Source organism: Dyella sp. 2RAB6 (genome assembly GCF_052115385.1).
In the GTDB taxonomy this organism is placed as follows: domain Bacteria; phylum Pseudomonadota; class Gammaproteobacteria; order Xanthomonadales; family Rhodanobacteraceae; genus Dyella_D.
The window spans coordinates 50271-75970 of sequence record NZ_JBFRGP010000007.1 but is presented as its reverse complement, the minus strand read 5'-3'; the positions used below and the strand labels follow the sequence as shown (position 1 = coordinate 75970).

Annotated in this window: 22 protein-coding genes; 16 read left to right on the top strand and 6 right to left on the bottom strand. The window is 68.2% G+C overall.

The window, feature by feature from the left end; all coding sequences use genetic code 11:
- The first annotated feature begins 2 nt into the window (after positions 1–2).
- The 11 genes from flhB to AB4083_RS12550 all read left to right on the top strand — a co-directional run bounded on the left by flhB (position 3) and on the right by AB4083_RS12550 (position 11852).
- Positions 3–1136 carry a flagellar biosynthesis protein FlhB gene (flhB, locus tag AB4083_RS12600; protein WP_441608159.1) on the top strand — a complete coding sequence of 378 codons (1134 nt, stop codon included), beginning with the start codon at positions 3–5 and terminating at the stop codon, positions 1134–1136.
- A 20-nt stretch (positions 1137–1156) separates the two neighbouring features.
- A complete protein-coding gene (gene flhA / locus AB4083_RS12595) occupies positions 1157–3256 on the top strand; it encodes a flagellar biosynthesis protein FlhA (protein WP_441608157.1) in 2100 nt (699 codons plus the stop codon).
- Between the two features lie 33 nt (positions 3257–3289).
- Positions 3290–4615, top strand: coding sequence for a flagellar biosynthesis protein FlhF (gene flhF / locus AB4083_RS12590; protein ID WP_441608155.1), 1326 nt, complete (start codon positions 3290–3292; stop codon positions 4613–4615).
- Complete coding sequence (locus AB4083_RS12585; protein ID WP_441608153.1) at positions 4612–5574, top strand: MinD/ParA family protein; 963 nt, start codon at positions 4612–4614, stop codon at positions 5572–5574. The genes flhF and AB4083_RS12585 overlap by 4 nt, the downstream gene beginning before the upstream one ends.
- Positions 5571–6350 (top strand): RNA polymerase sigma factor FliA, encoded by a 780-nt coding sequence (locus AB4083_RS12580; protein ID WP_441608152.1) that lies wholly within the window; start codon positions 5571–5573, stop codon positions 6348–6350. The genes AB4083_RS12585 and AB4083_RS12580 overlap by 4 nt, the downstream gene beginning before the upstream one ends.
- Positions 6351–6547: 197 nt before the next feature.
- Positions 6548–6955 (top strand): chemotaxis response regulator CheY, encoded by a 408-nt coding sequence (gene cheY / locus AB4083_RS12575; RefSeq protein ID WP_441608151.1) that lies wholly within the window; start codon positions 6548–6550, stop codon positions 6953–6955.
- Positions 6952–7590: a protein phosphatase CheZ gene (locus AB4083_RS12570; RefSeq protein WP_441608150.1), complete on the top strand. Its 639-nt coding sequence runs from the start codon at positions 6952–6954 to the stop codon at positions 7588–7590. Before cheY ends, AB4083_RS12570 begins: the two co-directional genes overlap by 4 nt.
- A 13-nt stretch (positions 7591–7603) precedes the next feature.
- Entirely contained in the window at positions 7604–9568 is a 1965-nt protein-coding gene (locus tag AB4083_RS12565; RefSeq protein ID WP_441608149.1) for a chemotaxis protein CheA, read from the top strand.
- 1 nt (position 9569) lies between these two features.
- Complete coding sequence (locus tag AB4083_RS12560; protein ID WP_441608148.1) at positions 9570–10310, top strand: flagellar motor protein; 741 nt, start codon at positions 9570–9572, stop codon at positions 10308–10310.
- Complete coding sequence (gene motD, locus AB4083_RS12555) at positions 10307–11341, top strand: flagellar motor protein MotD (protein ID WP_441608147.1); 1035 nt, start codon at positions 10307–10309, stop codon at positions 11339–11341. Before AB4083_RS12560 ends, motD begins: the two co-directional genes overlap by 4 nt.
- Before the next feature lie 37 nt (positions 11342–11378).
- The gene (locus AB4083_RS12550; protein WP_441608146.1) at positions 11379–11852 is read left to right on the top strand and encodes a chemotaxis protein CheW; all 474 of its coding nucleotides are present in this window, start codon (positions 11379–11381) and stop codon (positions 11850–11852) included.
- A gap of 12 nt (positions 11853–11864) precedes the next feature.
- Here AB4083_RS12550 and AB4083_RS12545 read toward each other — a convergent pair whose 3' ends face one another.
- From AB4083_RS12545 to fliK, 6 genes are all read right to left on the bottom strand, one after another.
- Positions 11865–12272 carry a helix-turn-helix domain-containing protein gene (locus tag AB4083_RS12545; RefSeq protein ID WP_441608145.1) on the bottom strand — a complete coding sequence of 136 codons (408 nt, stop codon included), beginning with the start codon at positions 12270–12272 and terminating at the stop codon, positions 11865–11867.
- Positions 12269–12574 (bottom strand): type II toxin-antitoxin system HigB family toxin, encoded by a 306-nt coding sequence (locus AB4083_RS12540; RefSeq protein ID WP_441608144.1) that lies wholly within the window; start codon positions 12572–12574, stop codon positions 12269–12271. Before AB4083_RS12540 ends, AB4083_RS12545 begins: the two co-directional genes overlap by 4 nt.
- Before the next feature lie 225 nt (positions 12575–12799).
- Positions 12800–14896, bottom strand: coding sequence for a pentapeptide repeat-containing protein (locus tag AB4083_RS12535; protein ID WP_441608143.1), 2097 nt, complete (start codon positions 14894–14896; stop codon positions 12800–12802).
- A complete protein-coding gene (locus tag AB4083_RS12530) occupies positions 14896–18483 on the bottom strand; it encodes a hypothetical protein (RefSeq protein WP_441608142.1) in 3588 nt (1195 codons plus the stop codon). Before AB4083_RS12530 ends, AB4083_RS12535 begins: the two co-directional genes overlap by 1 nt.
- 274 nt (positions 18484–18757) lie before the next feature.
- Positions 18758–19021 carry a flagellar biosynthesis protein gene (locus tag AB4083_RS12525; RefSeq protein ID WP_441608141.1) on the bottom strand — a complete coding sequence of 88 codons (264 nt, stop codon included), beginning with the start codon at positions 19019–19021 and terminating at the stop codon, positions 18758–18760.
- Positions 19022–19031: 10 nt separating this feature from the next.
- Positions 19032–20171, bottom strand: coding sequence for a flagellar hook-length control protein FliK (fliK, locus tag AB4083_RS12520; RefSeq protein WP_441608140.1), 1140 nt, complete (start codon positions 20169–20171; stop codon positions 19032–19034).
- Between the two features lie 238 nt (positions 20172–20409).
- On the opposite strand from fliK, the gene AB4083_RS12515 reads away from it, so the two are divergent.
- From AB4083_RS12515 to AB4083_RS12495, 5 genes are all read left to right on the top strand, one after another.
- Entirely contained in the window at positions 20410–20718 is a 309-nt protein-coding gene (locus AB4083_RS12515) for an STAS domain-containing protein (RefSeq protein WP_441608139.1), read from the top strand.
- An 11-nt stretch (positions 20719–20729) separates the two neighbouring features.
- Positions 20730–21092 carry a response regulator gene (locus tag AB4083_RS12510; protein ID WP_441608138.1) on the top strand — a complete coding sequence of 121 codons (363 nt, stop codon included), beginning with the start codon at positions 20730–20732 and terminating at the stop codon, positions 21090–21092.
- Positions 21093–21102: 10 nt separating this feature from the next.
- Positions 21103–23079: a chemotaxis protein CheA gene (locus tag AB4083_RS12505; protein ID WP_441608137.1), complete on the top strand. Its 1977-nt coding sequence runs from the start codon at positions 21103–21105 to the stop codon at positions 23077–23079.
- Positions 23080–23307: 228 nt separating this feature from the next.
- Positions 23308–23820: a chemotaxis protein CheW gene (locus tag AB4083_RS12500; protein WP_441608136.1), complete on the top strand. Its 513-nt coding sequence runs from the start codon at positions 23308–23310 to the stop codon at positions 23818–23820.
- 9 nt (positions 23821–23829) lie between these two features.
- The gene (locus AB4083_RS12495) at positions 23830–25554 is read left to right on the top strand and encodes a methyl-accepting chemotaxis protein (RefSeq protein ID WP_441608135.1); all 1725 of its coding nucleotides are present in this window, start codon (positions 23830–23832) and stop codon (positions 25552–25554) included.
- The last annotated feature ends 146 nt before the right edge of the window (positions 25555–25700 follow it).

Sequence of the window (25700 nt, the reverse complement as noted above, 5' to 3'; positions counted from 1 at the left end):
CAGTGTCCGAGAGCGACGATCAGGAACGCACCGAAAAACCATCGGAAAAACGCCTGCGCGAAGCGCGGGAAAAAGGCGACGTCCCGCGTTCGCGCGATCTCTCCGGTGCCCTGGTGGTGCTGGCCGGCGTGGCCACGCTGATGAACGGCGGCGAGCGCGCCTTCGTCCACGCCAAGCGCATTTATGAACTGGGCTTCGGCTACAGCCGCGAGGCGCTGTTCTCCGGCGAGCTGCCGGCGCGCGTGCTCGGCGCCGCACTGCGCGAGGCGATGGCGCTGATCACGCCGGTGGCGGTGGCCACCCTGCTGGCGACGTTCGCCGCACCCCTGCTGTTGGGCGGCCTCAGCTTCAGCGCGCAGGCGCTGGAACCGAAGTTCGACCGGCTCGATCCCATCGCGGGCCTGGGTCGGCTGGTTTCGCTGCGCGGTGTGGTGGAACTGGCCAAGTCGCTGCTCAAGCTGATCTTCATCGGCGCCGCGCTGGCCTGGTTCCTGTGGCATCGGCAGGAGGCCATGCAGGCCGCCGGGCGCGGCACCGTCGGCGCCGGCATCGCGCAGTCGCTGTCGCTGCTGGGCAGTGCGGCGCTGCTGTTCGGCACCATGCTGGCCCTGATCGGCGGCATCGACGCGGCCTACCAGCGCTACGACTTCGGCCGCCGCCAGCGCATGACCAAGCAGGAAGTGCGCGACGAGAACAAGGAAAGCGACGGCAATCCCGAGCTCAAGGGCCGCATCCGCCAGGTGCAGCACCAGCTCGCGCGCCGCCGCATGATGCAGGAGCTGCCCAAGGCCGACGTAGTAGTGACCAATCCCACCCACTTCGCCGTGGCGCTGAAGTACGACGAGAACCGCATGGGCGCGCCGCGGGTGATCGCCAAGGGCGTGGACGTGCTCGCCATGCAGATCCGCCAGGTCGCCGCCGGCCATCGCATTCCGATGGTGGAAGCGCCGCCGCTGGCGCGCGCGCTGTACGCCACCACCGAACTGGGCCGCGAAATTCCCGCCGCGCTGTACGTCGCCGTGGCGCAGGTGCTGGCCTATGTGTTCCAGCTGCGCCAGGCCGTCGCGCATGGCGATGCACCGCCCGTACCTCCTTCGCCGCAGGTCGATCCGGACCTGCTCGGCCCTTATCGCTGATTTCTTCAGGACACCGCTCCATGGCCGCCGCAAGCGCAAGCGCGTTCGAAACCTTCAAGCACATCGCCCGCCGCGGCGCCGGTGCGCCGGTCGTGATGCTGGCGGCGCTGGCGATGGTGATGCTGCCGATGCCGCCGTTCCTGCTGGACATCCTGTTCAGCTTCAACATCGCGCTGTCGCTGGTGATCCTGCTGGCGGTGATCTACGTGATGCGGCCGCTGGAATTCGCCGCCTTTCCCACCGTGGTGCTGATGGCCACGCTGCTGCGCCTGGCCTTGAACATCGCCTCGACCCGCGTGGTGCTGCTGCACGGCCACAACGGCCCGGGCGCGGCGGGCAAGGTGATCGAGGCCTTCGGCGAGTTCGTCATCGGCGGCAATTTCGCGGTAGGCCTGGTGGTGTTCGCCATCCTCACCATCATCAACTTCGTGGTGGTGACCAAGGGCGCCACGCGCGTGTCCGAAGTGACCGCGCGCTTCACCCTGGACGCGATGCCCGGCAAGCAGATGGCGATCGACGCCGACCTCAATGCCGGCCTGCTGACCCAGGAACAGGCGCGCGAGCGGCGCCAGGAAGTGCGCGAGGAAGCGGACTTCTACGGTTCGATGGACGGCGCCTCGAAGTTCGTGCGCGGCGATGCCACGGCCGGCATCCTGATCCTGGTCATCAATATCGTCGGCGGCTTCTTCGTCGGCGTGATGCAGCACGGCCTGTCCGCCGGCGACGCGGCCAAGACCTACACCTTGCTGACCATCGGCGACGGCCTGGTCGCGCAGGTGCCCGCGTTGATGCTGTCGATCGCCACCGCGGTGATCGTCACCCGCGTCTCGCGCGCGCAGGACATGGGCAAGCAGGTGCTCGGCCAGGTGTTCGGCCAGCCGCGCGCGCTGGCGGTGGCCGGCGTGGTGCTGGGCGTGATGGGCATGATCCCCGGCATGCCGAACATCGCCTTCCTGCTGCTGGGTTCGATCTGCGGCGGCGCCGCCTGGATGATGCTCAAGCGCGAGCGCGAAACCCGCGAGAAGCTGGCCGAGGAAGCGATCGCCGAAGCCGCGCCCGCCGCGCCGCCGGCCGAGCGCCTGGAGCTGGGCTGGGAAGATGTCGCCGGGGTCGATCCGGTTGGCCTGGAAGTGGGTTACCGGCTGATCCCGCTGGTGGACAAGAACCAGGGCGGCGAGCTGATGGGGCGGATCAAGTCGGTGCGCCGCAAGCTGTCGCAGGAGCTGGGCTTCCTGGTGCCGCCGGTACATATCCGCGACAACCTGGACTTAGGTCCCAACACCTATCGCATCACCTTGATGGGCGTGCCGATGGGCGAGGCCGAGGTGCACAGCGAACGCCTGCTGGCGATCAATCCCGGCCGCGTGCACGGCACCTTGCAGGGCATCGCCACGCGCGACCCGGCCTTTGGCCTGGAGGCGGTGTGGATCGAATCCGGCCAGCGCGACAACGCGCAGGCGCTGGGCTACACCGTGGTCGACCCGGCCACCGTGGTGGCGACGCATCTGTCGCACATCCTGCAGGGCCATGCGCATGAACTGCTCAGCCACCAGGACGTGCAGCAACTGCTGGACCGCCTCACCGCCGTCGCGCCGAAGCTGGTGGAAGACCTGGTGCCCAAGCGCATGTCGCTGGGCGTAGTGGTGAAGGTGCTGCAGAACCTGCTGGCCGAGCGGGTGCCGGTGCGCAACATGCGTTCCATCGTCGAATCCTTGGCGGAACACGCGGGCCAGAGTCAGGATCCCGGCGCGCTCACCGCCGCCGTGCGCGTCGCGCTGGGCCGCCAGATCGTGCAGGAGATCGCCGGCCTGGGCACCGAGATTCCAGTCATCACGCTGGCGCCGGAACTGGAGCAGATCCTGCTCGGTTCGCTGGCCAATGGCGGCGTGGCGGGCGCCGCGGTGGAACCGGGCCTGGCCGACCGCCTGCAGAGCGGCGTCGCCGATGCCGCGCGCCGCCAGGAAATGAGCGGCGAACCGGCGGTGCTGCTGGTCGCGCCGCAGCTGCGGCCGTGGCTCGCGCGCTTCACTCGCCACGTGGCACAGAACCTGCACGTACTGGCCTACAACGAGGTGCCCGACAACCGTCGGGTGCGTTTGGTGCAGGCGCTGGGACGCTGATCCGGCGCGCTGGAATAGGGGTTGAAGCTACCGATGAAGATCAAGCGTTTCGTTGCCGCGGACATGCGCCAGGCCATGCGCGAAGTGCGCGAGGAACAAGGCCCCGACGCGGTCATTCTTTCCACGCGCCGCCTGGACGAGGGCGTGGAGATCATCGCCGCCGTCGACTACGACGAGTCGCTGGTGCGCGAAGCCGCGCGCTCGGGCGAACCGTTGCCGACCGAGGTGCACATCGTGCGCGAGCGTGCGCCGGAAGCGCCGGCGCTGCCGCCGAAGCCGCGGCGTGCGCCGGTCGCTGCACCAGTGGCCGCATCGGTGGCGCGCGCACCTGCTGTCGCCGCCCCCATCGTGGCAGCAGCACCGGTCGCCGCTCCCGTGGCCACGCCCGCCGACCCGGCGCCGCTGCACCCGATGGTGGAGCAGGCCGCGCTCGACACCGCGCGCATGCGCGCCGAATTGGGCAGCCTGCGCGAACTGCTGGAATCGCAAATGGCGTCGCTGGCCTGGAACGACCTGCAGCGCCGCCACCCGCTGCGCGGCCGCGTGCTGCGCGACATGACGCGCATCGGCATCGAACCCGATGTGGCGCGCCGCCTAGCCGACGAACTGCCCGACCGGCTCAGCGCCGATCAGGCGCGCTACCTGCCGCTGGGTGTGCTCAGCCGCAGCCTCGCCATCACCGGCTACGACCTCGCCGCCAGCGGCGGCGTGGTGGCCCTGGTCGGGCCGACCGGCGTAGGCAAGACGACCACCATCGCCAAGCTCGCCGCACGCGCGGTGCTGCGCCATGGCGCGTCGCAGGTGGCCCTGGTCAGCACCGACAACTACCGCATCGGCGCCGCCGCGCAGCTGGAGCACTACGGCCGCCTGCTCGGCACCCGCGTGTTCCCCGCGCACGATGCCGAGAGCCTGCGCGAAGTGCTCGACGTGCTGCGTGGCCGCCGCGTGGTGCTGGTCGATACGGCCGGCGTGGCCGGCAGCGATCCGCGGCTGGAACAGCAGATGCAACTGCTGCGCGCCGCCGGCGAGCTGCGCACCTGCCTGGTGCTGGCGGCCAACGCGCAGGCGCAGGCGATCGACGACATGCTGCGCGCCTTCCTGCCGCAGCAGCCGCAGGCCTGCATTCTTACCAAGCTGGACGAGGCGCCCAGCCTTGGCGGCGCGCTGTCCGCGCTGATCCGCCACCGCCTGCCGCTGGACTACACCACCGACGGCCAGCGCGTGCCCGAAGACCTCGCCACCGCCGATGCGCGCGTGCTGGTGTGCCGCGCCGCGCAGGTGCTGAAGGGCAATGCGCCGGCCGTGGACGAAGGCTATATGGCCGAGCGCTTCGGCATGGCCATGGCGGGCGCACGATGACCACCCTGGCGATGAACCAGGCCTGGGGCCTGAGCAATCTGTTTTCGGCGTTCCATTCGCCGGGCGAGGGCGAGGCGCGTCCGCTCGCGACGAGCTCCGGCAATTCGCTGCCGGCCGCACCGCCGCGCCGCTGCCGCGCGATCGCGGTGGCAGGCGGCAAGGGTGGCGTGGGCAAGTCGACCGTGGCGGTGAATCTCGGCATGACGCTGGCCATGGCCGGGCGCGAGGTGGCGCTGCTGGATGCGGACCTGGGCCTGGCCAACCTCGACGTGCTGCTGGGGCTGCAGCCGTCGCGGCATATCGGCCACCTGCTCGACGGCAGCTGCACGCTGAGCGAGCTGATGCTGCCGGCACCGCATGGCTTGAAGGTGATCCCGGCCGGCTCCGGCGCGCGGCGCCTGGCCCAGCTCGACACGCGCGAGCACGCGGCGGTGATCCGCGCCTTCGACGAACTGCCCGATCCGCCGGAATTCCTGATCGTCGACACCGCCGCCGGCGTGGCCGACAACGTGGTGATGTTCGCCGCGGCGGCCGACGACGTGGTGCTGGTGGTCTGTGACGAACCGGCTTCGCTCACCGACGCTTATGCGTTGACCAAGGTACTCAGCCGCGACTTCTGCGTACGCCGCTTCCACGTGGTGGCCAACATGGTGCGCCACGCCGGCGAGGCGCGGCAGCTGTACGACAAGCTGGCGCGCGTATGCGACCGCTTCCTGGACGTGGCGCTCGATTTCATGGGTGCGGTGCCTTACGACGAACACCTGCGCCAGGCGATCCGGCGCCAGAGCGCGGTGGTGGACCTGTGGCCGGCCAGCCGGTCCGCACGGGGATTCAAGCAAATGGCGGGTGCGGTCGATACATGGGGAGAACCCCTGCGCACGGGTCGCGACCGCATCGCCTTTTTCGGCGGCCAGGTCGGCTTGGCGCCGGACCCGGTACGCGAGGGGGGTGCGAGATGAGCGTGGCTTCCGAATATCTGCAACTGCAACGAGAAAGCACGGAGGAGATGGTGCGTCGGCACGCTCCGCTGGTGCGCCGCATCGCCTATCACCTGATGGGCCGGCTGCCGCCCAGCGTGGACGTGGACGACCTGGTGCAGGCCGGCATGATCGGCCTGCTGGAAGCGGCGCGGAACTATGCGACCGACCGCCTGGCCAGCTTCGAGACGTATGCGGGCATCCGCATCCGCGGCGCCATGCTGGACGAGCTGCGCAAGACCGATTGGACGCCGCGCTCGGTGCACCGCAAGTTGCGCGAAGTCTCCGAGGTGGTGCGCCAGATCGAGAACGAGACGGGCGCCGACGCCACCGACGCCGAAGTGATCCGGCGGCTGGGCATCGACGCGCAGGAGTACCACCAGATCCTGGCCGACGCGGCCAGCGCGCGCCTGCTCAGTCTGTCCGCACCGGAGGACGACGAGGACGGCGCCGCGCTCGACGTGGCCGACCAGGACGGGCTGGGACCGCAGGACCGCTTCGAGCAGGAAGGCATGCGCGGGGCCCTGGTCGAGGCGATCGGTGGTTTGCCGGAACGCGAGCAGCTGGTGATGTCGCTGTACTACGAGCAGGAACTGAATTTGAAGGAGATCGGTGCCGTGCTCGGCGTAACGGAATCGCGGGTGTGCCAGATCCATGGGCAGGCGCTGATCCGGTTGCGTGCGCGGATGACGGGCTGGCGCGAGCAGGGTGCGGCAGGCGATAGCGGCAAGCCGAAGAAGTTGAAGGGTACGGGTTAAAGCCAGCGCTCCAAGGCTTGCACCCTTCTCCCTCCGGCGACCCGAAGGTAGTCCCCGTGGGAGAGAAGGTGGCGGCAGCCGGATGAGGGTTCGGGCGAAGTGGAACGCACCACTCCGCCCGAACCCTCACCCCAACCCCTCTCCCGGAGGGAGAGGGGCTTTAACCACACGCGAGCTAAAGATCTGGAGAGAGGCGTTTGGACAAGAACATGAAAATCCTCGTGGTGGACGACTTCTCCACCATGCGGCGCATCGTGCGCAACCTGCTGGTGGAGCTGGGCTTCACCAATGCGCTGATCCAGGAAGCCGACGACGGCGTCAACGCCATGGCGATCCTCAAGCAGCAATCGTTCGACATGGTCGTGACCGACTGGAACATGCCGAACATGACCGGCATCGACCTGCTGCGCGCGATCCGCGCCGAGCCCGCGCTGAAGGGGCTGCCGGTGCTGATGGTCACCGCCGAGAACAACCGCGACCAGATCATCGCCGCCGCCCAGGCCGGCGTGAACGGTTACATCGTCAAGCCCTTCACGGCGGTCACGCTGAAGGAAAAGCTGGACAAGATCTTCGAGCGGCTTGCCGCGCAAGGAGCAAGCGCATGAGCGCCGTGATGGTCACCCCGATGAGCGCGGCGCTGCCGCAGGAAGTGCAGGAACTGCTGGCCAGCCCCGACGGCGCCACCTTCGAAGTGGCGCTGGACACCATGGTGCGCCAGCGCGAGCAGCACCTGTTCCGTGCGCTGGGCCTGCTGGCCCGCGATCTGCACGAAGCCGTGCGCCGCCTCGGCGGCGAGCTGGCCCAGGAAGGCGTGCCCGACAGCGTGGCCGACGCGCGCCAGAACCTGCACGACGTGCTGGAGATGAGCGCCAAGGCCGCGCACCGCAGCATCGATTTCGCCGAACGCATGCGCCCGCAGGCCACCGCGCTGGAGAACCGCGCCGATACGGTGCTGGCCGGCGGCGGCGACGCACCGGTGGCGGCGCTGGCGACGGAAGCGCGCCAGTTCGCCGCGCAGTGCCGCGAAGGCCTGTCCGACATGGTGATGGCGCAGTCCTGGCAGGATCTTTCCGGCCAGCGCATCAAGAAGGTCGCCACCTTTATCGGCAGCGTGGAATCCTCGCTGCTGGAACTGGTGCGCCTGACCGGCGCGCTGGCCGGCGGCGAAGCGCCGGTGGCCGCGGCCAAGGTGTCCAGCCAGGACGAGGCGGACCGCCTGCTCAGCGAATTCGGTTTCTGAGCGCGAGGGCCTGATGGATCCCTCTCTCGACAGCGAGCTGCGCGACGATTTCCTGGTCGAGGCCGGGGAACTGGTGCAGCGCCTGGGCGAACAGCTGGTGGCGCTGGAAGCGGCGCCGCGCGACGCCGAACTGCTCAATGCCGTGTTCCGCGCCTTCCATACGGTGAAGGGCGGCGCGGGCTTTCTCGGCATCGATCCGATGGTGCAGCTATGCCATCACGCCGAGGATCTGCTCAATGAAGCGCGCTCCGGCCACGTGCTGATCGATGCCGCGCGGATGGATGCGCTGCTGGAAGCGCTGGACCTGGTCAACGCGATGATGGCCGCGCTGGCGGCATCGAGCGAGATGCCGGTGGCGCCTGCTGCCTTGCTGCTGCGCTTGCAGCCGCATGCGGCGCGCGCACCGGCTCCGGCGCCTGCTCCCATGCCGGCGCCTGCGCCGGTGGCGGAAGAGGGCGGCAGCATCGACGACAGCGAGTTCGAGGCGCTGCTCGACAGCCTTTACGGCATGGGCGGCGCGCCAGGAGCGCCGGTGCAGCCGCCCGCGTCCGAGATGATCGACGACACGGAATTCGAAAAGCTGCTCGACGATCTGCACGGCAAGGGCAAGGCGCCCGGCACGCCGGTGCAGCCGTCCGCCAGCAGCATCGACGACAGCGAATTCGAAGCGCTGCTCGACAGCTTGCATGGCAAGGGTGCTGCGCCGGGTGCTGCGCCGGGTGCTGCGGCCAAGGCCGCTGCCGCTGCGGCGCCCGCCAAGGCTGCCGCCAAGGCCGCACCGCCGCCGGAAGCCACCGTGCGCGTGGACACCGGCCGCCTCGATGCGCTGGTCAACCGTGCCGGCGAACTGGTGCTGGTGCGCAATCGCCTGCTCAGCCTCGCCGCCAGCAGCGGCGATGAACCTTTCGCCACCGCGGCGGGCGAACTCGATCGCGTAGCCGACGAACTGCAGGGCGCCGTGCTCGGCATGCGCATGCAGCCGGTGGGGCGTTTGTTCCAGCGCTTCCCGCGCATCGTGCGCGATCTCGCCCGCCAGCTCGGCAAGGAGATCGAGCTGGTGCTGGAAGGCGAGGACACCGATCTTGACCGCAGCCTGGTCGAAGCGCTGGCCGATCCGCTGATTCACCTGCTGCGCAATGCGGTCGACCACGGCCTGGAAACACCGGACCTGCGCGAAGCCGCCGGCAAGCTGCGCAAGGGCCGCGTGCGCCTGGCGGCGAGCCAGCGCGGCGAGCGCATCGTGATCGTGGTGGCCGACGACGGCCGCGGCATGGATCCGGAGATCCTGCGCCGCAAGGCGGTGGAGAAGGGCGTGATCGATGCGGCGCAGGCCGCGCGCCTGTCCGAGACCGAATGCCTGGAACTGATCTTCCGCCCCGGCTTCAGCACCGCCGCGCAGGTTTCGGACATCTCCGGCCGCGGCGTCGGCATGGACGTGGTGAAGACGCGCGTGGCGGAACTGGGCGGCACCTTGCAGGTGCGCTCGAAGCTGGGCCAGGGCAGCGAGCTTGAGCTCACGGTGCCGCTGACCCTGGCCATCGTGCGCGTGCTGATGGTACGCGTGGGTGCGCGCCTGTTCGCGCTGCCGCTGAGCAACGTGGACGAAGTATTCGAACTCTCCGCGGGGCAGGACCGCCTGCTCGACGGCTGCCTGATCGCCGCGCATCGCGACCGCGTGCTGCCGCTGGGCGACCTGGCCGCGTGGTCGGCGGCGGCTGCGACGCCGGGGCGCCACGTGGTGGTGCTGCATATCGGCCACCAGCGCCTGGGCTGCCTGGTGCACGACGTGCTCGGCCGCGAGGACGTAATGGTCAAGCCGCTGGGTCCGCTGTTCGCCGGCGTCGCCGGCGTGGCCGGCGCGACCATCACCGGCGACGGGCGCCTGGCCCTGGTGCTGGACCTGGCGGGGCTGGCCGGCGAAGGCGGGCCGTGGCAGCTCGCGCCGCGCATATCGACAACTTCAGAGGCGGTGGCCTGACATGGATCTGGTTAGCATCATCGGCACGATCCTGGCCTTCGTGGTCGTGATCCTCGGCACCATCCTCAAGGGCTCCAGCGTCGGCGCGCTGTGGAACCCGGCCGCCTTCGTGATCGTGTTCGCCGGCACCATCGCCGCGCTGCTGGTACAGACCCAGGGCAAGGTGCTCAAGCACGCGATCGGCATGCTGCCGATGATCTACAAGCCGCCGCGGCACGTGCCCAACGACCTGATCAGCCGGGTGATCGGCTGGAGCGAGATCTCGCGCCGCCAGGGCCTGCTCGGCCTGGAGCCGCAGATCGAATCCGAGCAGGACCCGTTCGTGCGCAAGGGCCTGCAGCTGCTGGTCGACGGCAGCGAACCGGAAGCGATCCGCGGCGTACTGGAAGTGGAGCAGGACACGCGCGAGCACCAGGACCTGGCCGGCGCGAAAGTGTTCGAGCAGGCCGGCATCTACTCGCCGACCATGGGCATCATCGGTGCGGTGATGGGCCTGATGGCGGTGATGCAGAACCTGGCCGACCCCAGCAAGCTCGGCCACGGCATCGCCGCGGCCTTCGTCGCCACCATCTACGGCGTGGCGCTGGCCAACCTGCTGATGCTGCCGATGTCCTCGCGCCTGAAGGGCATGATCCACAAGCAGGGCCAGATGCGCGAGATCATCATCGAAGGGCTGGTCTCGATCGCGCGCGGCGACAATCCGCGCCAGATCGAAAGCCGCCTGCAGGGCTACCTCACATGAGGAAGAAGAAACACGAGGACCACGTCAATCACGAGGCCTGGGCGATTCCCTACGCCGACCTCATGACGCTGCTGCTCGCGTTCTTCGTGGTGATGTATGCGGTGTCGGTGGTCAACGAGGGCAAGTACCGGGTGATGTCCGAGTCGATCATCGAGGCCTTCAACGGCAACAACAAGCAGATCCAGCCGGTGCAGACCAACAGCGCGACGGCTCCCGCGCCGGTGCCGGCCAAGCGCTCCACCTCGACCACGCCGCCTTCGCTGCGCCCGCGCCTGGCCGTGCCGCTGCCGACCCAGTCGCTGCCGCCGCAGATGACCCAGGGTGCGCTGACCACGCGCGAAACCGCGCAGGAAAACCTGCAGAAGATCCAGGACGAAGTGGAGCACGCGCTGCAGCCATTGATCGACCAGAGCCTGGTGGTAGTACGCCGCACGCAGAGCTGGCTGGAGATCGAGATCCGTACCGACATCCTGTTTCCCAGCGGCGTGGCGCGGATTTCGTCCGAGGCCGATACCACGCTGCGCAGCGTGGCGGGCATTCTCGCGCCGTTTCCGAATCCGCTGCGGGTGGAAGGCTATACCGACGACAAGCCGATCAATACCTCGGTGTTCCCGTCTAACTGGGAACTGTCTGCAGCACGCGCGGCGAGCGTGGCGCGCCTGTTTGCCGACAACGGCGTGGACCCCAATCGCATGGGCATCATGGGCTGGGGCCAGTACCGCCCGGCCGCCGACAATGCGAATGAGGAAGGCCGCAATCGCAACCGCCGGGTGCTGGTGGTGGTGCTGAGCGACCAGCAGGCGCCAGCACGTTTCTACAGCGACGCCGATCGCGCCGAGCCGGCGATCGCCCAGGCGGCTGCCGCGGCGATCGCGCCGGCTGCACCGCCGCCGCCGCCGCGCGAGGCCGTGCGTTCTTCGCCGCTGCCGGCGGCGATTCCCGCGGTCGCCATGCCCGCGGTGCCGACCGGCAGCCTGCCGGTGGCCGCGAAATTGCGCACCGTGCAGATCGCTCCTGTCGAGAACGGCTGAGCCGCACGCCGCCCATGACACGCCTTGAGACTTACGCATGAACCAGGACCGCGCCGCCGCACCGCCCGCCGAACGCGGCTGGCTGATTTTTCATCTTGCCGGCCAGCCGTATGCGGCGCCGCTGACGCAGGTGAGCGAAGTGGTGCGCGATGGCGACATCACGCCGGTGCCCGGGGCGGCGTCCGACCTGCTGGGGATTCGCCAGTTGCGCGGCCGCATCGTGCCGGTGCTGGATGGATGCCGCCGCCTGGGCTTGCCCGTCGATGCGGGTGAGAGTGCGCGCAGGCGCATCGTGGTGTTGTCGCACCAGGGGCATCTGGTGGGCTTGCGCGTGGATGCGGTGGGCGATCTGCTCGATGTGAGCGGGGAGACCGTGGCGCCGCCGCCGGGCCGGGTGATGCGGGAGGACGATCCGGTCGAAGCCGTGGCGCCGGGGCCGGATGGGTTTGTGGCCTTGCTCGATGTGCGGCGCTTGTGCCGTTTGCCGGAGGAACTTGAGGCCGCGGCCTGAGGCGATCCTTGCTTAGAAGAACGCGGCCGGACTGACGCCGAAGCGCCGCGACAGGCCGCGGATGTGGTTGACGGTGAGCTCGCGGCGTCCGGACAGGATTTCCGACACCACGCTTTGCGTGCCGATCTCCGGCAGCTGGCTCTGGCGCAGGTCGTGCTGCTCCATCAGGAAGCGCAGCATGTCGACGCCACTCACTCCTGACTGTGGGTAGTGCGTCTGGTCGTAGGCATAGATCAAGTCGCTGAGCAGCATGAACAGCGAGTGCTGAGGATGCCCTTCGTTCATGGCGCCGTCGTCCAGCAGGGCGTCGGCGAGCTCGGTGGCTTCCGTGTAGTCGGCGTCTGTCTCGATATGTCCTACGCCAGAGATTTCCTGGAAGGTTTCCCAGGCGTCGAAGACGGGGGCAAGTTGAGCATTCATCTCCAGGTTCCTCGGTTGTATTCGGCGTGCGTAAGCACCGTCTTGATGTAGCAGATCTGCGCCTGGAAGCTGATCCCCGCGATCAATCGATAGCGATTGCCACGGATGTCGAACACGTATTTGTCGCCGATGACATCGACCGAACCGAAGCTGCGCCTGAGTGCGGCGAAGCGAGCGAACTCGGTGGATTCCATCAATTTGCGCCAGGCCTGCAGTGGAGCGAGCGCGTCGGGATAACGGGCCGAAAACTCAAGCAGCCGCTTGTTGGATACGACTCTCATCCGTTCGTCCTTGCTCGCCAAGATAGATTATCGCGATTTGCGATAAAGTCAATGCCTTCTTTCGTTCCATGCCGCGCCGGCTGCAGGCACGCACCGGCGCGACATGAACGTATGCATTGTCAGGCGGCGGGCATCAGCCCATCCATCAGGCGGTTCTGAAAAACACTTCGAAGCAAGTCCGATTTCATGGCGCAGGTCGGGATGGCTCCCAACCCTTCGCCTATGGTGTTGCTCGCGAAGGCCCCGTCACTTCGCCCTCGACCACGTTGCGGGCACCGCGTGAGCGCGCAGCCGCTCCAGCGTGCAGGCGCCGCTCTTGCCATCGGGGCAGATGGTTTGCTGGCCAGTGCTGCCGGATTCCAGCTTGGTCGCCTCGTACTCCAGCTCCAGATCGCCGGAGCGTACGGGGTGCGAGATCGCGATGGTCCCCTTCCTGGCAGAGAGCTGCGCCTTGGTCAGCACTACGTCAGTGAGCGCGGCGCCGCTGAAATCGGCACCGGCCATGCAGGCCGACGAGAAGGTGGTCTGCTTGTTGCCGGAACGCGGCGCCTTGATGTTCTTGAAGCTCGCCGAGACCAGGCACGCGCCGGAGAAGGTCACGGCGCTCAAGCGGCCATCGCTGATGCCATGGAAGTTCACCTGCGCCAGCATGGCGGAAGAGAAATTGGCTTCCGTGAGCACGGCGCCGTCCAGCGTGGCTTCCCACATCCAGGCGTCGGAGAAGTTCGCGGCCAGCAGCGAGGCGTGCGAGAAATCCGCGCCCTGCAGATTCGCCCCGGTGAAGTCGGCGCTTTCGAGCACCGCCCTGCCGAACTTGGCGTCGGCCAGGTCGCAATCGCCGAAGTGCATCTCGCGCAGCTCGGCGTACGAGAAATCGGCGCCGGGCAGGCGCAGTCCCGCGAACTCCACCACGGGCAGGATCGCTTGCCTGGCTTTGAAGTCCTTGATCTCCACCCCGGCTGGAAGATCCAGCGTAATGGTCGCGCTGCCGGCGTCGACATAGGACCAGTCCACGCCCAGCAAGCCGGAGCGGAAGGTGGCGCCGGCCAGGCACATGCGCTCGGTCTTGGAAGTGTCGCGGCGGGGCTGGCGCGCGTGCCTGATCTTGCCGGTCAGTAAGGCGCCGCAGAAGTTGGTGGCGTGCAGGTTGGCGTTGTCGAAGTCCACGTTCTGGAAGGTGGCGACCGGGACGGGCTCGCGCATGCGGTGCGCGCCGACGTATTCCACCTTCCTGGCGCCGAAATCCGCGCCGCTCAGTTCGGTGTCCTTGAACGACACTGTGATCAAGGTCGTGCCGCCGAGAATGGCCTTCTGCATTTTTGCCGCATCGAATTTGCTCTCGGTGATGCGTGCGCCGTCGAAGCGCGCGTTGTTAAGCGTGGTTCCGCTGAAATCGGCCTGATGAATGGTGGCTGGGGTATCGATCGGATTCGCGCCAACGCTCGTTTTCAGAACCACGCGTTCGACGGCATCTTCCAGCGTGAGGCAGCCGAAACGCGCATCGGCAAGGCTCGCGCCCTTGGCCTCGACGCTCACCAGCTGGCTGGCGCTGAACACCGGCTTGGCCAGGACCACCCCACGCAGCGAGGCGAAGGTGAGATCGCAGTCCACGAACATCGGCAACGTGCCTGTCGTTCCATCGAAGGCGGTCAGGGTCAGATTCGACGACATGAATCTGGTGCGGCTGATCGAGGCGTTCCTGAGCGAAGCGCCGCGCAAGTTGCATCGCGATATCCCGGCCCCATCGAGCTTGGCGCGGTCGAGCTTGGCACCCGAGAGGTCGAGATTCTGCAGCTCCTGGTTGCTGAAATCGGCGCCGGTCAGCTGCCTGCCGGACAATTGGCCGCGCGCGAACGTGCAGCGCTCGAAACGGCAGCCGGAGAAATTGACGCCGAGCAGGATCGCCGAGGAGAAGTCGGTGTCGACGAAGCGCACGCCCGAGAAATCGGTGTCGTGCAGGTCGACCACGGTCTTGCCCTGCGGAGAGAAATCGGCCTTCTCGCAGCTCTTCGATTGCAGGATGCTCGACACGCCCAAGGCATCGGTGCGCAAGTCGAGCTTGCCCTGCAGGCCCGGCCCGATGCCCGCCAGGTTCGCCAGCACGGCGACGGCGCCGGTTGCTTGTCCCGGCTGTGCCTCGGCCAGCGCCGACAACAGTCCCCGCGGCGCGGGGAATGGAAAGAAGTCCTTGAACAGCTCGGCCCATTGCGCGAACGATTTGCTGTACGGCTCCAGCTCGTCGATCTGGATCCGCAACTGCCCGGCCTGGTGGTCGATATGGAACATGAAGCGTACGGTCTGGCCGGGCGTGATCAGCCTGCACTTGCCTTCGAAAACGAACATTACTTTTTCCTCCTGCCGAGCCCAGGGGGCGGCGGCGGGGGCAGCCACATGCTGAGCGAGGGTTCCGTACGGCGTTCGGGACCGCTCAGGGTTTCCCAGTTGAGCGTGTAGAGGCTGCGTGCCAGGTCGACCGCGATGCGTGCCGCCGCCACCCGCGGCGTGCTGACCAGGAAGCTGCCGTCCGGTTCGTAGATGTCGACGCGGTAGTGCTCGGGCTGGCTGCCGTTGTCGTCGTAAGCCAGCACGAACAGATAGCCCTTGGCCTCCACCGACAGGTCCAGATACGTGGTGGCGGCAGCGCCGGTCCGCCGCAGCGGCAGCAGCGCGGATTTCTCCGCCTGGCCCGCCGGCTTGAAGTACGGCACGGGATTGCCGGAGATGTCGAAGCTCTGGATGCGCTGGTTGCCCTGCTCCAGCACCAGCAGGCGCCCGTCCAGGGCGACGGCGATCGCGCATGGCTGCTGCAGCAGGCCCACGCGGGTGCCTTCGCCGCTATACGGGCTGGCCATGGTGGCCTGCTCGTTGGTCCGCGGCGCGGTGGGCAGCTTCAGCAGATAGAGCTTGGACGTATCGGCGCTGACGCCGGCCACATAGCCCTGGGGATGCACCACGAAGCGATCCACCGGCGCGGAAAATCTCCCCCAGCTTTCCCGCGAGCCCGGTTCGAAACGCGGCTTGCCCTTCAGCGACAGCGCGATGCGGCGCAGGTGAAAGCCGCCGGCGGGGTTGCGCGTGTCGTCGTAGTCGCCGGCGCCGGGATCGAGATAGAAGTTCGCGCCGGTGCCGTCCTCCGCCGAGCCGAGGTCGTAGGCCACGCCGCAGGGCAAGGAGAAGCCGAGCGGCGAACTGGCGTAGGACGCTTCGGGATCTTCCAGCAGCGAGAGGTTCTGCATGGTGTGGATCGCGCCGTCGGTCGGCGGTCCGGCGCGGTCGCGTGGCAGGTTCAGTCCGTTGGCCTGCCAGGAGTAGCCGAGCATGCCCGGCCGCTGCGCCACGCTGATGCCGCCCATCGACAGCAGCCGGTGGCCGTCGTCCGTCGGCGGCGTGGTGATGGTGGCGGTGGGGGCGGGCCGCTGCTTCCAGCGATGGCGTCCGCCTTCGAACACGATCGATTGCCGGTGCTGGTAGACCGACTGGCGCGACAGCGGGATCAGCGCGTTCTTCACCACGATGTCCAGTTCGAGCAGGGAGCTGCCGTTGACGCCCTTGGCATCGATCCAGCCGGATGCGCCCATCGCCGACTGCCAGCCGTTGGCGGCGTAGAAGAACACCATCACCTTCACCCGGCCGCCGGCGGCGATGTTGTTGAACTCGAACCGCAGCGGCTCGGACAGGGTCTCGCCGGGCAGGCGGATCTCCTGCACCGGCAAGGTATTGCCCGCGTTGTAGAGCACGCGCAGCAGCATCCGGTCGTGATGGTCGGGGAACTTGTTGAAGGCCGGATCGGGCAGCACGCGGCCGCGCAGGTCGAAGGTGCGGGTCAGTTCGGTGGTGTAGTAGAACGGCGACTGCAGCACGGCGGCCGTGGTCTGCGCCAGCTGCATCAGGGTGATGGTGGTGTCCAGCGCGAGGAAGGCCAGGTTGATCAGCGGCACGGCGCGCTTGGCGACGGCTTCGCCGGCTTTCTGCGCCAGGTACAGCGAGAATTTCTTGGCTTCCATCTTCGCCAGCTTCGGCAGCGCCACGGTGGCGAAGCGGCCCATGGTCTTGGCCGGATCCTGCGACGCGCCGAACGCGTAGCCGGTGGCCAGGCCGATGCCCAGCGAGTAGACGCCCATGCGGACCTTGGGATCCTTCATCAGGTTGTTGATGAAGCCGGTGTTCTTCTCCGAGGCGCCCTTGATCAGCAGATAGATGGGCAGGGCCATCTCGATCACCGTCGTGAAGAGAATGCCGCCGAGGCAGACCGTTTCGTCGAACTCGCCGGTGCCCAGGCCGCCCCAGTACAACTTGACCGAGGCGGCCGACTCGGGCACGTCGATCTTCAGCGTCTGCGTGTCGGGCGGGATCGGGATGCCGAAGATCGTGGTCACCGGCTCGATCAGCTCGATATAGCGCTTGGTGGGATGGTTATCGAAGTACTGCGAAAGCGGGGACGGCAGCTTGCCTTGGTACTGCTCCGGCTTGATCACCTGGCCGGCGGCGTCGAAGAACTCGGCGTAGGCGCCCAGGTGGCGCAACCACTCGTTCTTCATGTCGACGCGCAACTGGCCGTACTTGCCCTTGGTGGTCGGCGCGGTACTCCACACCAGCCGCTCCACGCCATTGGGCTCGCGCACGTACAGGTGGGCACGCCGGAGCACCTTGCCGGAGCTCGAGCGCATCTGCACATGCAGGTACAGATCCACCAGCAGCTCGTCGACCCGCACGGTCGCCGTGACCAGGCCCGCGCCGCCGCCGCCTTTCTTGTAGACGGCATCGAACGCGTTCTCGCGGCCGTCCTGGAGCGGCTGCGCCGCGAACGCGCCCTCCCAGGCCCTGGCATCGTCCGCCGTCTCGATGCGCACGAACATGCGGCCATCGGCGAGCGCCTCGACGATGTCCTTGGATAACGGCGCCATATCGTCCGTCGACCAGTTGGCGGCGATGCTCCAGCCGCCTTCGCGCGGCGGGTCGAAGTTGACCGCGCCGGTGCTCACGCCATTCATCGTGCTGAGCGCCTTCACCGTCCAGCGCGTCTCGCCGGCGCGCAGCACCGGGCGCGTGCCCAGCTGCACGGCGCGGACGGGGCGATGCTCGGCCACGGTCTGGCCGTACTGCACGTTCCAGGTCTGGCCCTGCAGCTCTTCCATCTGCTGCGAGTACTTCAGCGCCAGGCCCATCGGCGCGGGCATCTGGCGGCGCACGTTCTCGTGCACTTCGATGGTGAAGATGGTGCCTTCGGCATCCGTCACCACTTTGCCGTCCGCATCGAGCATGGGCACGCGGCGCGACCATTGCGCGCCCAGGCGGCGGATCTCGTCGAGCAGACGGCTGCGCTTGCGCAGCGCGCGGCCTACGCAATCGCGCAGGATCAGCGCGGGAATCGCACCGCCGTTCTCGGTGTTGAGATTGATCAGCGACGGATGCTGGAACAGCAAGGTGGAGGCGGTCTCGAACGGATCGATCAGGTCGTGCAGCAGATCGGTATCCAGCCGCGCGGCATCGCCGTGGAGCAGGGTGTGCAGGCCTTGTCCGAGTTCCTCGTCTTCGAGCAGCCAGGCAAGCTTGGGATGCAGTTCCTGCGGGGCGCCGCGCAGCAGGCGGTTTTCCCGTTGATGGCGGCGGCCTTCGCGCGGGACGTGTATGGCCAGCGAGAGGAAGTCCTCGGTGGTCGCGCCTTCGACCTCGGTGGCGCGCGCCAGGTAGGTGACCATCACCGAATCGGACGGCAGGTCGACCTCGAGGTAGTGGCTCAGCCGTGCATCCGGCATCCGCTGCAGCAGTGCATTGCCCACGCGGGCGTCGGCGCGGGTGGCCTTGGTGTGGGTGTGGATGCGGTGCGGTGTGAGGCCGGCGTAGTAGGTGAGCGTGTGGTCGCGCCGGGGTGCGGCTGCCGCATCGAAATGCAGCAGGTGGCGTTCGCTCGTGGTGGGCGACTGGTCCATGTGGGTTTCCGCTGCGCGCGGTCGGTGGGGCCGGCGCTCGCCGGTCCATTGGGTTGGTCGCGCGTGCCCGTTTGGGCAGGTGGTGTGGCCGTCGCCCCTGTGCGAGCGGCCTTGTGCGCGTTGTGTACTTGGGTTGAGGCGGGGGCGTAAAGCGCATGTCTGCGCAGGGCCCAAAAGCAATAGCTGGGTGTCTCAATTTGCTCCGAGGGGCCGCACCTGTGCTTGCTCGTCATCCCGTTCTACGTGGGGATGACGAACCAGAGCGGGCGCAAGCTCAAGCTTCTTCGGAGGCGCGATACACGCTGCTGAGCACGGCAGCGGCAGCGGCATACAGCTCCATCGGAATATCCGGGCGCAACTTCAGCGCGGCGAGCAGCGCCGCGACCTGCGCGTCGTGATGCAAGGCAATGCCCAGCGAACGCGCGCGCGCCAGCAATTGTTCCAGCGCTTCCGGCGGCAACGATGGTGGCGTGCCGCCGCCCGCGGCGGCGACGCGCAGGCTGACCTTGCGGGTGGGCGGTGGCAGGGCTTGGCTCATGTGCGCGTCGTCATGCGGTGGCTTTCAGCAAGACCGCGCTGCGCGAACTCGGCGGCTGCGGCACGCCGGTCTGGCAGCTGAGCTGGTCGAGCAGCAAGCCGTTGGCGGTGAGCTGCTGGCTCAGTTCGCCGAACAGGCGTTCCAGCCTGGCGGTGGTTTCCATGCGCTGCGCCCACAGCCGCACCGACAGGCGCAGGCCGCGCAATTGCAGCTCGCCCTGCACCGGGCCCAGCCGTGGCAGGTCGATGGCGAAGCCGAGCACCCACGAGGTGGGCTGTTCGGGATCGTCCTCGTGCGGAGTCATCTGCAACTGCAGGATGTCCTGGCCACCTTCGCCCTGCAGCGGAATCTCGATCATCCACGCGCCGGTGGCCTGGGTTTCGAGCTGGGCCACTTCCAGCCGCGCCAGTGCGGCGTGCACTTCGCTGTGCAGGCGCACCAGCAGGCTGTCGACTTCGCCGGGCTGGGCGGATTCGGGCATCGGTGCGCGCGGCTGCGCGACCAGGCCGCGCTGCAGCAGTGGCGGCGCGGTCTCGGCGTGGTCGCTGCCGGGTTGCGGCGGCGCGCCGCGGTCGAGCGTGGCGGCCAGGCGCAGCAGGGCGGCTTTCCAGTCGTCTTCGCCCAGCTCGCCGAGGTCGGTCTGCGGCTGGGCGAGCTGTGCTTCCAGGAACAGGCCGCTGCGCTTCACCGCCTCTTTCAGGCCGGCGGCGTGCGCGATCTCGACCGGGGTACGAATGCTGTGTTCGAGCAGGGCCAGTGCCGCGCGCAGCGGCGCCGGCAGCTGGCGCAGCAGCGGGCGCTGCGCCAGCGCGCCGAGCGTGGCCAGCAGCGGCGCGTAGCCGTTCTGCTGCGGCAGGCGTTCGCGCAGGGCGCGGCTCACTGCCTGTTCCAGCGGCGCGGCGCCGAGGATTTCCAGCTTCGGCTCGGCGCCCAGGCTGAGCACGCGCACCTGGAACTGCGAAGGCAGCTGGGTGCCGGGCGCTTCGGTCTCTACGGTGAGCGCACCGATCTGCAGCACCAGCTTGGCCTGTTCGCTATAGCCCAGGGTGCGTGCGGCCAACACCGCGCCGACGCGCCAGCCGTCCGCGCTGGCGCCGGAGGCGGCGCCGGCCCAGGTCAATGCGGCAAGGCTGGTTGGCTGGATGATCACTTGGGCTCCTGGGCTTGGGGTGCCAGTGATTCGACGCCCTGCCATCTCTTCTAATAAGCATGTCTTCGGCAGGCCGCGCGGGAACTTGAGCGTCGATTTTCTGACGCCGCGCAACGCCATCGGAAAGAAATGTGCATGTTCCATGCCGACCGAAAAAAGGTACCCGGACCGCCTAAAGCCGCCCGCGTCCCCGCCGATAACTGCCCTGAAAGCCATCACACAGGCGGGACATCGGCACATGGGCAAGGCGAAGACAGACCGGGCGGAAGGGCGCGTGGCGCTGCCGGCGGATTGCCGCATCGCGGACCTGGCGACGGTCAAGGCCGCGCTGGAGGCTGCCTTGTCCACACCTGCCGCGACGCTGGACGGCGGCGCGGTAGAGCGCGTGGATACGGCCGCGCTGCAGTTGCTGGCGGTGTTCCGCCGCGAGGCGGCGGCGCGCGGCGTGGCGGTGGCATGGCTGGGCGCCAGCGAGGCATTGCGTGACGGAGCGGCCCGGCTGGGCCTGGCACGGACATTGGAGCTGCCGGCAGCAACGCCGGCCTGACGAGGTAGACGATGGCAAAGATCCTGGCAGTAGACGATTCGGCTTCGATGCGCGGCATGGTGGCCTTCACCCTGCGTGGCGCAGGCCACGATGTGAGCGAGGCGGAGAACGGCCAGCTGGCGGTGGACGCGGCCAAGGGTTCGCGTTTCGACCTGGTGCTGGCCGACGTGAACATGCCGGTGATGGACGGCATCAGCATGGTGCGCGAGCTGCGCTCGATGCCGGAGTACAAGGGCGTGCCGATCCTGATGCTGACCACTGAGTCGCACACCGACAAGAAGATGGAAGGCAAGGCGGCCGGCGCCACCGGCTGGCTGGTCAAGCCGTTCGACCCGGAGCAGTTGCTGGCCACGGTCAAGCGCGTGCTCGGCTAAGGGCAACCCTATGAGCACGGTGAGCCTGGCGCAGTTTCATCAGACCTTCTTCGACGAGAGCCACGAAGGCCTCGATGCCATGGAGACGGCGCTGCTGGCCCTGGACGGCGGCGGCGACAAGGAACTGGTCCACGGCATCTTCCGTGCGGCCCATTCGATCAAGGGCGGCGCCGCCACGTTCGGTTTTCCGGAGATGGCGGCCTTCACCCACGAAGCCGAATCGCTGCTCGACGAGTTGCGCGACGGCCGCCGTGCGGTCGATGCGGGCATCGTGGAACTGCTGCTGCGCTCGGTCGACTGCCTGCGCGGCATGTTCGCCCGCGCCCAGTCCGGCCAGCCGCTGGCCGACGCGACCAGCGAAGCGCTGCGGCACGAACTGGCCGCCGTGGTCGGCCGCAGCCTCGCGCCGGCGGCCGCGCCTGCGCGGCGCAGCGACGATGCGTCGAGCGGCTGGGCGATCGGCTTCCGTCCGCACAAGGGCATGCTGGCCGGCGGCAACGACGCGCTGCGCCTGCTGCGCGAACTCGGCGAGCTGGGCGCACTCACCGCCGAGGCCGAACTGGACCGATTGCCGGGCCTGGCCGCGCTCGATCCCTCCGAATGCCATCTGGGCTGGCGCCTGGAACTGCGCGGCGAGGTGACCCGTGCCGCGGTGCAGGGCGTGTTCGACTGGGTCGAGGACGAATGCGATCTGGCGATCGAAGCGCTGCCCGGCACCGAGGTGCACGGCGCGCCCGCGGTGGTGGCGACGCCTGCCGCGGCGCCCGCAGTTGCAACACCGAAAGCTGCCGCGCGCGAAGCTGCCGCTGCCGAATCCTCGGTGCGCGTGGGCATCGACAAGATCGACAGCCTGATCAACCTGGTGGGCGAGCTGGTGATCACCCAGTCCATGCTCGACACCTTCCGCGAGGACTTCGACGCCTCGCGCCTGGAAATGCTGCAGCAGGGCCTGGCCCAACTGGCGCGCCACACGCGCACGCTGCAGGAGAGCGTGATGGGCATCCGCATGCTGCCGATCGCCTCGGTGTTCAACCGCTTCCCGCGCATGGTCCGCGACCTGGGCCAGAAGCTCGGCAAGCAGGTCCGGCTGGACCTGGTCGGCGAGCAGACCGAGCTGGACAAGACGGTGCTGGAAAAAATCGGCGACCCGCTGGTGCACCTGGTGCGCAACGCGATCGACCACGGCCTGGAAACTCCCGACCGCCGCCGCGCCGCCGGCAAGGGCGACATCGGCACGCTGCGCCTGGAAGCCTCGCACCGCAACGGTTCCATCGTGGTGGAAATCAGCGACGACGGCGCCGGCCTGAACCGCGACGCGATCGTGGCCAAGGCGCTGCAACGCGGCCTGCTCGCCAGCGCCGACGACCTCACCGACGAGGCCGTCGCCGACCTGATCTTCCAGCCCGGCTTCTCCACCGCCACCGTCACCACCGACCTGTCCGGCCGCGGCGTCGGCATGGACGTGGTCCGCCGCAACGTGGTGGACCTCGGCGGCAGCATCCAGATCCGCAGCGTGGCCGGGCAAGGCTCGGTATTCACCATCACCTTGCCGCTGACGCTGGCGATCATCGACGGCCTCACCGCGATGGTCGGCGGCGAACATTACATCGTGCCGCTGGCGTCGATCGTGGAGACCGTGCAACTGCGCAGCGAACAACTGCGCACCGTGACCGGCGGCGGCGAACTGTTCCAGTTCCGCGACGCATGGCTCCCGGTACTGCGCCTGCAGGACGCGTTCGGCTGCGACGGCGGCCGCCGTCCGATCGAGCAGGGCCTGGTCGTGGTGGTCGAAGGCGACAGCTCACGCGTGGGCCTGTTCGTCGACGAACTGATCGGCCAGCAGCAGGCGGTGGTGAAGTCACTGGAGGCGAACTATCGCCGTGTCGTCGGCATCTCCGGCGCCACCATCCTGGCCGATGGCTCCGTCGCCCTGATCGTCGACGTCACCGGCCTGTCCCGCCAGATGACACGCCGCCGCGCCGCCTGATTCCGCGTGGGACGTAGGTTGGGGTGAGCCACAGGCGAACCCCAACATCGTCACCTTCCATGCACCGCAACGTTGGGGTTCGCCTGTGGCTCACCCCAACCTACGCCGTGCGCAGGGGGGGCGTATCGCACCGGAAATATCGCCTCGTAGGAAAACTCTCAAGCCCCACGTTCACCTGCCGATAACGCCCATACAGGGGCGGGGAATTCCCCCGCAAACGAGACTCACATGAGCCAGCCATCGACCGGTGCCGCCGACGCGACACCCACGCAATACCTGATCGTCGGCCTGGGCCCCGAGGAATACGGCCTGGACATCCTCGCCGTACGCGAAATCCGCGGCTGGACCCCGGTCACCCGCATCCCGCAGGCCCCGCACTACGTGCTGGGCGTGCTCAACCTGCGCGGCGCCATCGTGCCGGTGCTGGACCTGCGCCTGCGCTTCGGCCTGCCGAGCGAGGAATACACCCACACCACGGTCACCGTGATCGTCACCGTCGCCGGCCGCCTGTTCGGCGTGGTGGTCGACGCCGTGTCGGACGTGCTGGACGTCAACGCCGGCGCCGTGCGCCCGGTGCCCGACATGGGCACCAGCGTGGATACCGAATACCTCAAGGGACTCACCTCCGTGGCCCAGCGCATGGTGCTGCTGCTGGACGTGGACAAACTGCTGCAGCCGCAGGACGCGCAGATGCTGGAGGCCGCCTTGCCCGCGGCTATCGACGAGAAGGCCGTGGCCTAAGGAACTCCAATGAAGATCCCCGCTATCAAGTTCAAGCTTCCCGCAATGACTGTCCGCAACCGCCTGCGCGGTGTGCTCGGCCTGCTCGGTCTCATGCTGATCGGCGGCGCTGCCGTCGGCCTCGGCGCCATGCACCTGCAGAACGAGGGCATGCGCCAGATGTACGACGACGAGATGGCGCCGACCGAACTGGTCAGCCGCATCAACACGCGTTCGCTGATGTCCTTCATCGTGATGGGCGAAGCCACCACGCTGCTGGACAAGCCCGACCCGCTCAAGCAGAAGCTGGGCGAGTTTCAGAAATACCAGGACGAGCTGGCCGCGCTGAAGAAGCAGTACGCCGAACTGTCCCGTTCGCCCCAACTGGACGAGCTGTACAAGAAGTGGCGCTCCACCGATGCGGACTACACGCAGGCCAAGAAGGACATGCTCGACGCGCTGACCCAGAAGGATCCGGCCGCGTCGGACGTGCTCGAAATGCAGGTGCGCCCGCTGATGATGGAACGCCAGGACGCGCTGGCCAAGCTGATCGAGGCGCAGCGCGTCGAGGCGAAGGCGATCTATGACGGGCAGGTGGCCCGCTATCAGTGGGTCCGCGCCGCCAGCCTGATCGCGCTGATCGCCGGCCTGCTGATCGCCTTCGTCGCCGCGATGATGCTGATCCGCTCGATCATCGGCACGCTGACCCGCGCGGTGCGCATCGCCAACGAGATCGCCGAAGGCAAGCTGGGCCACGATATCGAGGCCGGCCGCAACGATGAGCTGGGACAACTGCTCGGCGCGTTCCGCAGCATGGACGAGCGTCTCGCCGCGATCGTCGGCGAAGTCCGCCACGGTTCCGGCGCGGTCAGCACCGCCGCGCAGCAGATCGCCCGCGGCAACGACGACCTCAGCCAGCGCACGCAGGAACAGGCTTCGAGCCTGGAGGAAACCGCTTCCTCGATGGAAGAAATGACCTCTACCGTTAAGCAGAACGCCGAGAACGCCAGCCACGCCAACCAGCTGGCCCGCGGCGCCCGCGAGCAGGCCGAGCGCGGCGGCGAAGTGGTGACCCAGGCGGTCGGCGCGATGCGCGAGATCAACGATTCCAGCCGCAAGATTTCCGACATCGTCAGCCTGATCGACGAGATCGCCTTCCAGACCAACCTGCTGGCATTGAACGCCGCGGTGGAAGCGGCGCGCGCCGGCGAACAAGGCCGCGGCTTCGCGGTGGTGGCGACGGAAGTGCGCAATCTGGCGCAGCGCAGCGCGGGTGCGGCGAAGGAGATCAAGGGCCTGATCGCCGACAGCGCGGAGAAAGTGCGCACCGGCACCTCGCTGGTGGACCAGTCGGGCAAGGCGCTGGCCGAGATCGTGGACAGCGTGAAGAAGGTCACCGACATCGTGGCCGAGATCGCCGCGGCCAGCCAGGAGCAGTCGGCCGGCATCGACCAGGTCAACAACGCCGTCACCCAGATGGACGAGATGACCCAGCAGAACGCCGCCTTGGTGGAAGAGGCCGCGGCAGCTGCGCGGGCCATGCAGGAACAGGCCGGCGAGCTGGCGCGCCAGGTGGGTTTCTTCCGCCTGGGCGACGAAGCGGCGGCGGTGGCTGCCCCGGCACGCAAGGCCGCGGCGATGGCCAGTGCGGAAGCGGAGGCGGTATTCGCTGCGGTGCGCAGCTCCGCGCCGGCGCCGGTGCGCATGCAGCGTCCGGTGGAGACGGCGGACGCCGGGGTGTGGAAGGAGTTCTGAGCGAGCGTGGCTTTAGCCCCTCTCCCGCCGGGAGAGGGGTTGGGGTGAGGGTTCGGGCGAAGTGGAACGTTGCGCTCCGCCCGAACCCTCATCCGGCTGCCGCCACCTTCTCCCGGAGGGAGAAGGACTCCGGTTTGGGGATTGAG

Excerpts from the sequence above, each read along its gene's own strand:
- AB4083_RS12550 (WP_441608146.1), top strand. The coding sequence starts at position 11,379 with ATGAACCAGGACCGCGCCGCCGCACCGCCCGCCGAACGCGGCTGGCTG.
- AB4083_RS12585 (WP_441608153.1), top strand. The coding sequence starts at position 4,612 with ATGACCACCCTGGCGATGAACCAGGCCTGGGGCCTGAGCAATCTGTTT.
- flhA (WP_441608157.1), top strand. The coding sequence starts at position 1,157 with ATGGCCGCCGCAAGCGCAAGCGCGTTCGAAACCTTCAAGCACATCGCC.
- AB4083_RS12545 (WP_441608145.1), bottom strand. The coding sequence starts at position 12,272 with ATGAATGCTCAACTTGCCCCCGTCTTCGACGCCTGGGAAACCTTCCAG.
- AB4083_RS12535 (WP_441608143.1), bottom strand. The coding sequence starts at position 14,896 with ATGTTCGTTTTCGAAGGCAAGTGCAGGCTGATCACGCCCGGCCAGACC.
- AB4083_RS12500 (WP_441608136.1), top strand. The coding sequence starts at position 23,308 with ATGAGCCAGCCATCGACCGGTGCCGCCGACGCGACACCCACGCAATAC.
- AB4083_RS12525 (WP_441608141.1), bottom strand. The coding sequence starts at position 19,021 with ATGAGCCAAGCCCTGCCACCGCCCACCCGCAAGGTCAGCCTGCGCGTC.
- AB4083_RS12495 (WP_441608135.1), top strand. The coding sequence starts at position 23,830 with ATGAAGATCCCCGCTATCAAGTTCAAGCTTCCCGCAATGACTGTCCGC.
- AB4083_RS12505 (WP_441608137.1), top strand. The coding sequence starts at position 21,103 with ATGAGCACGGTGAGCCTGGCGCAGTTTCATCAGACCTTCTTCGACGAG.
- flhF (WP_441608155.1), top strand. The coding sequence starts at position 3,290 with ATGAAGATCAAGCGTTTCGTTGCCGCGGACATGCGCCAGGCCATGCGC.
- AB4083_RS12570 (WP_441608150.1), top strand. The coding sequence starts at position 6,952 with ATGAGCGCCGTGATGGTCACCCCGATGAGCGCGGCGCTGCCGCAGGAA.
- motD (WP_441608147.1), top strand. The coding sequence starts at position 10,307 with ATGAGGAAGAAGAAACACGAGGACCACGTCAATCACGAGGCCTGGGCG.
- AB4083_RS12510 (WP_441608138.1), top strand. The coding sequence starts at position 20,730 with ATGGCAAAGATCCTGGCAGTAGACGATTCGGCTTCGATGCGCGGCATG.
- AB4083_RS12565 (WP_441608149.1), top strand. The coding sequence starts at position 7,604 with ATGGATCCCTCTCTCGACAGCGAGCTGCGCGACGATTTCCTGGTCGAG.
- AB4083_RS12560 (WP_441608148.1), top strand. The coding sequence starts at position 9,570 with ATGGATCTGGTTAGCATCATCGGCACGATCCTGGCCTTCGTGGTCGTG.
- AB4083_RS12580 (WP_441608152.1), top strand. The coding sequence starts at position 5,571 with ATGAGCGTGGCTTCCGAATATCTGCAACTGCAACGAGAAAGCACGGAG.
- AB4083_RS12515 (WP_441608139.1), top strand. The coding sequence starts at position 20,410 with ATGGGCAAGGCGAAGACAGACCGGGCGGAAGGGCGCGTGGCGCTGCCG.
- AB4083_RS12530 (WP_441608142.1), bottom strand. The coding sequence starts at position 18,483 with ATGGACCAGTCGCCCACCACGAGCGAACGCCACCTGCTGCATTTCGAT.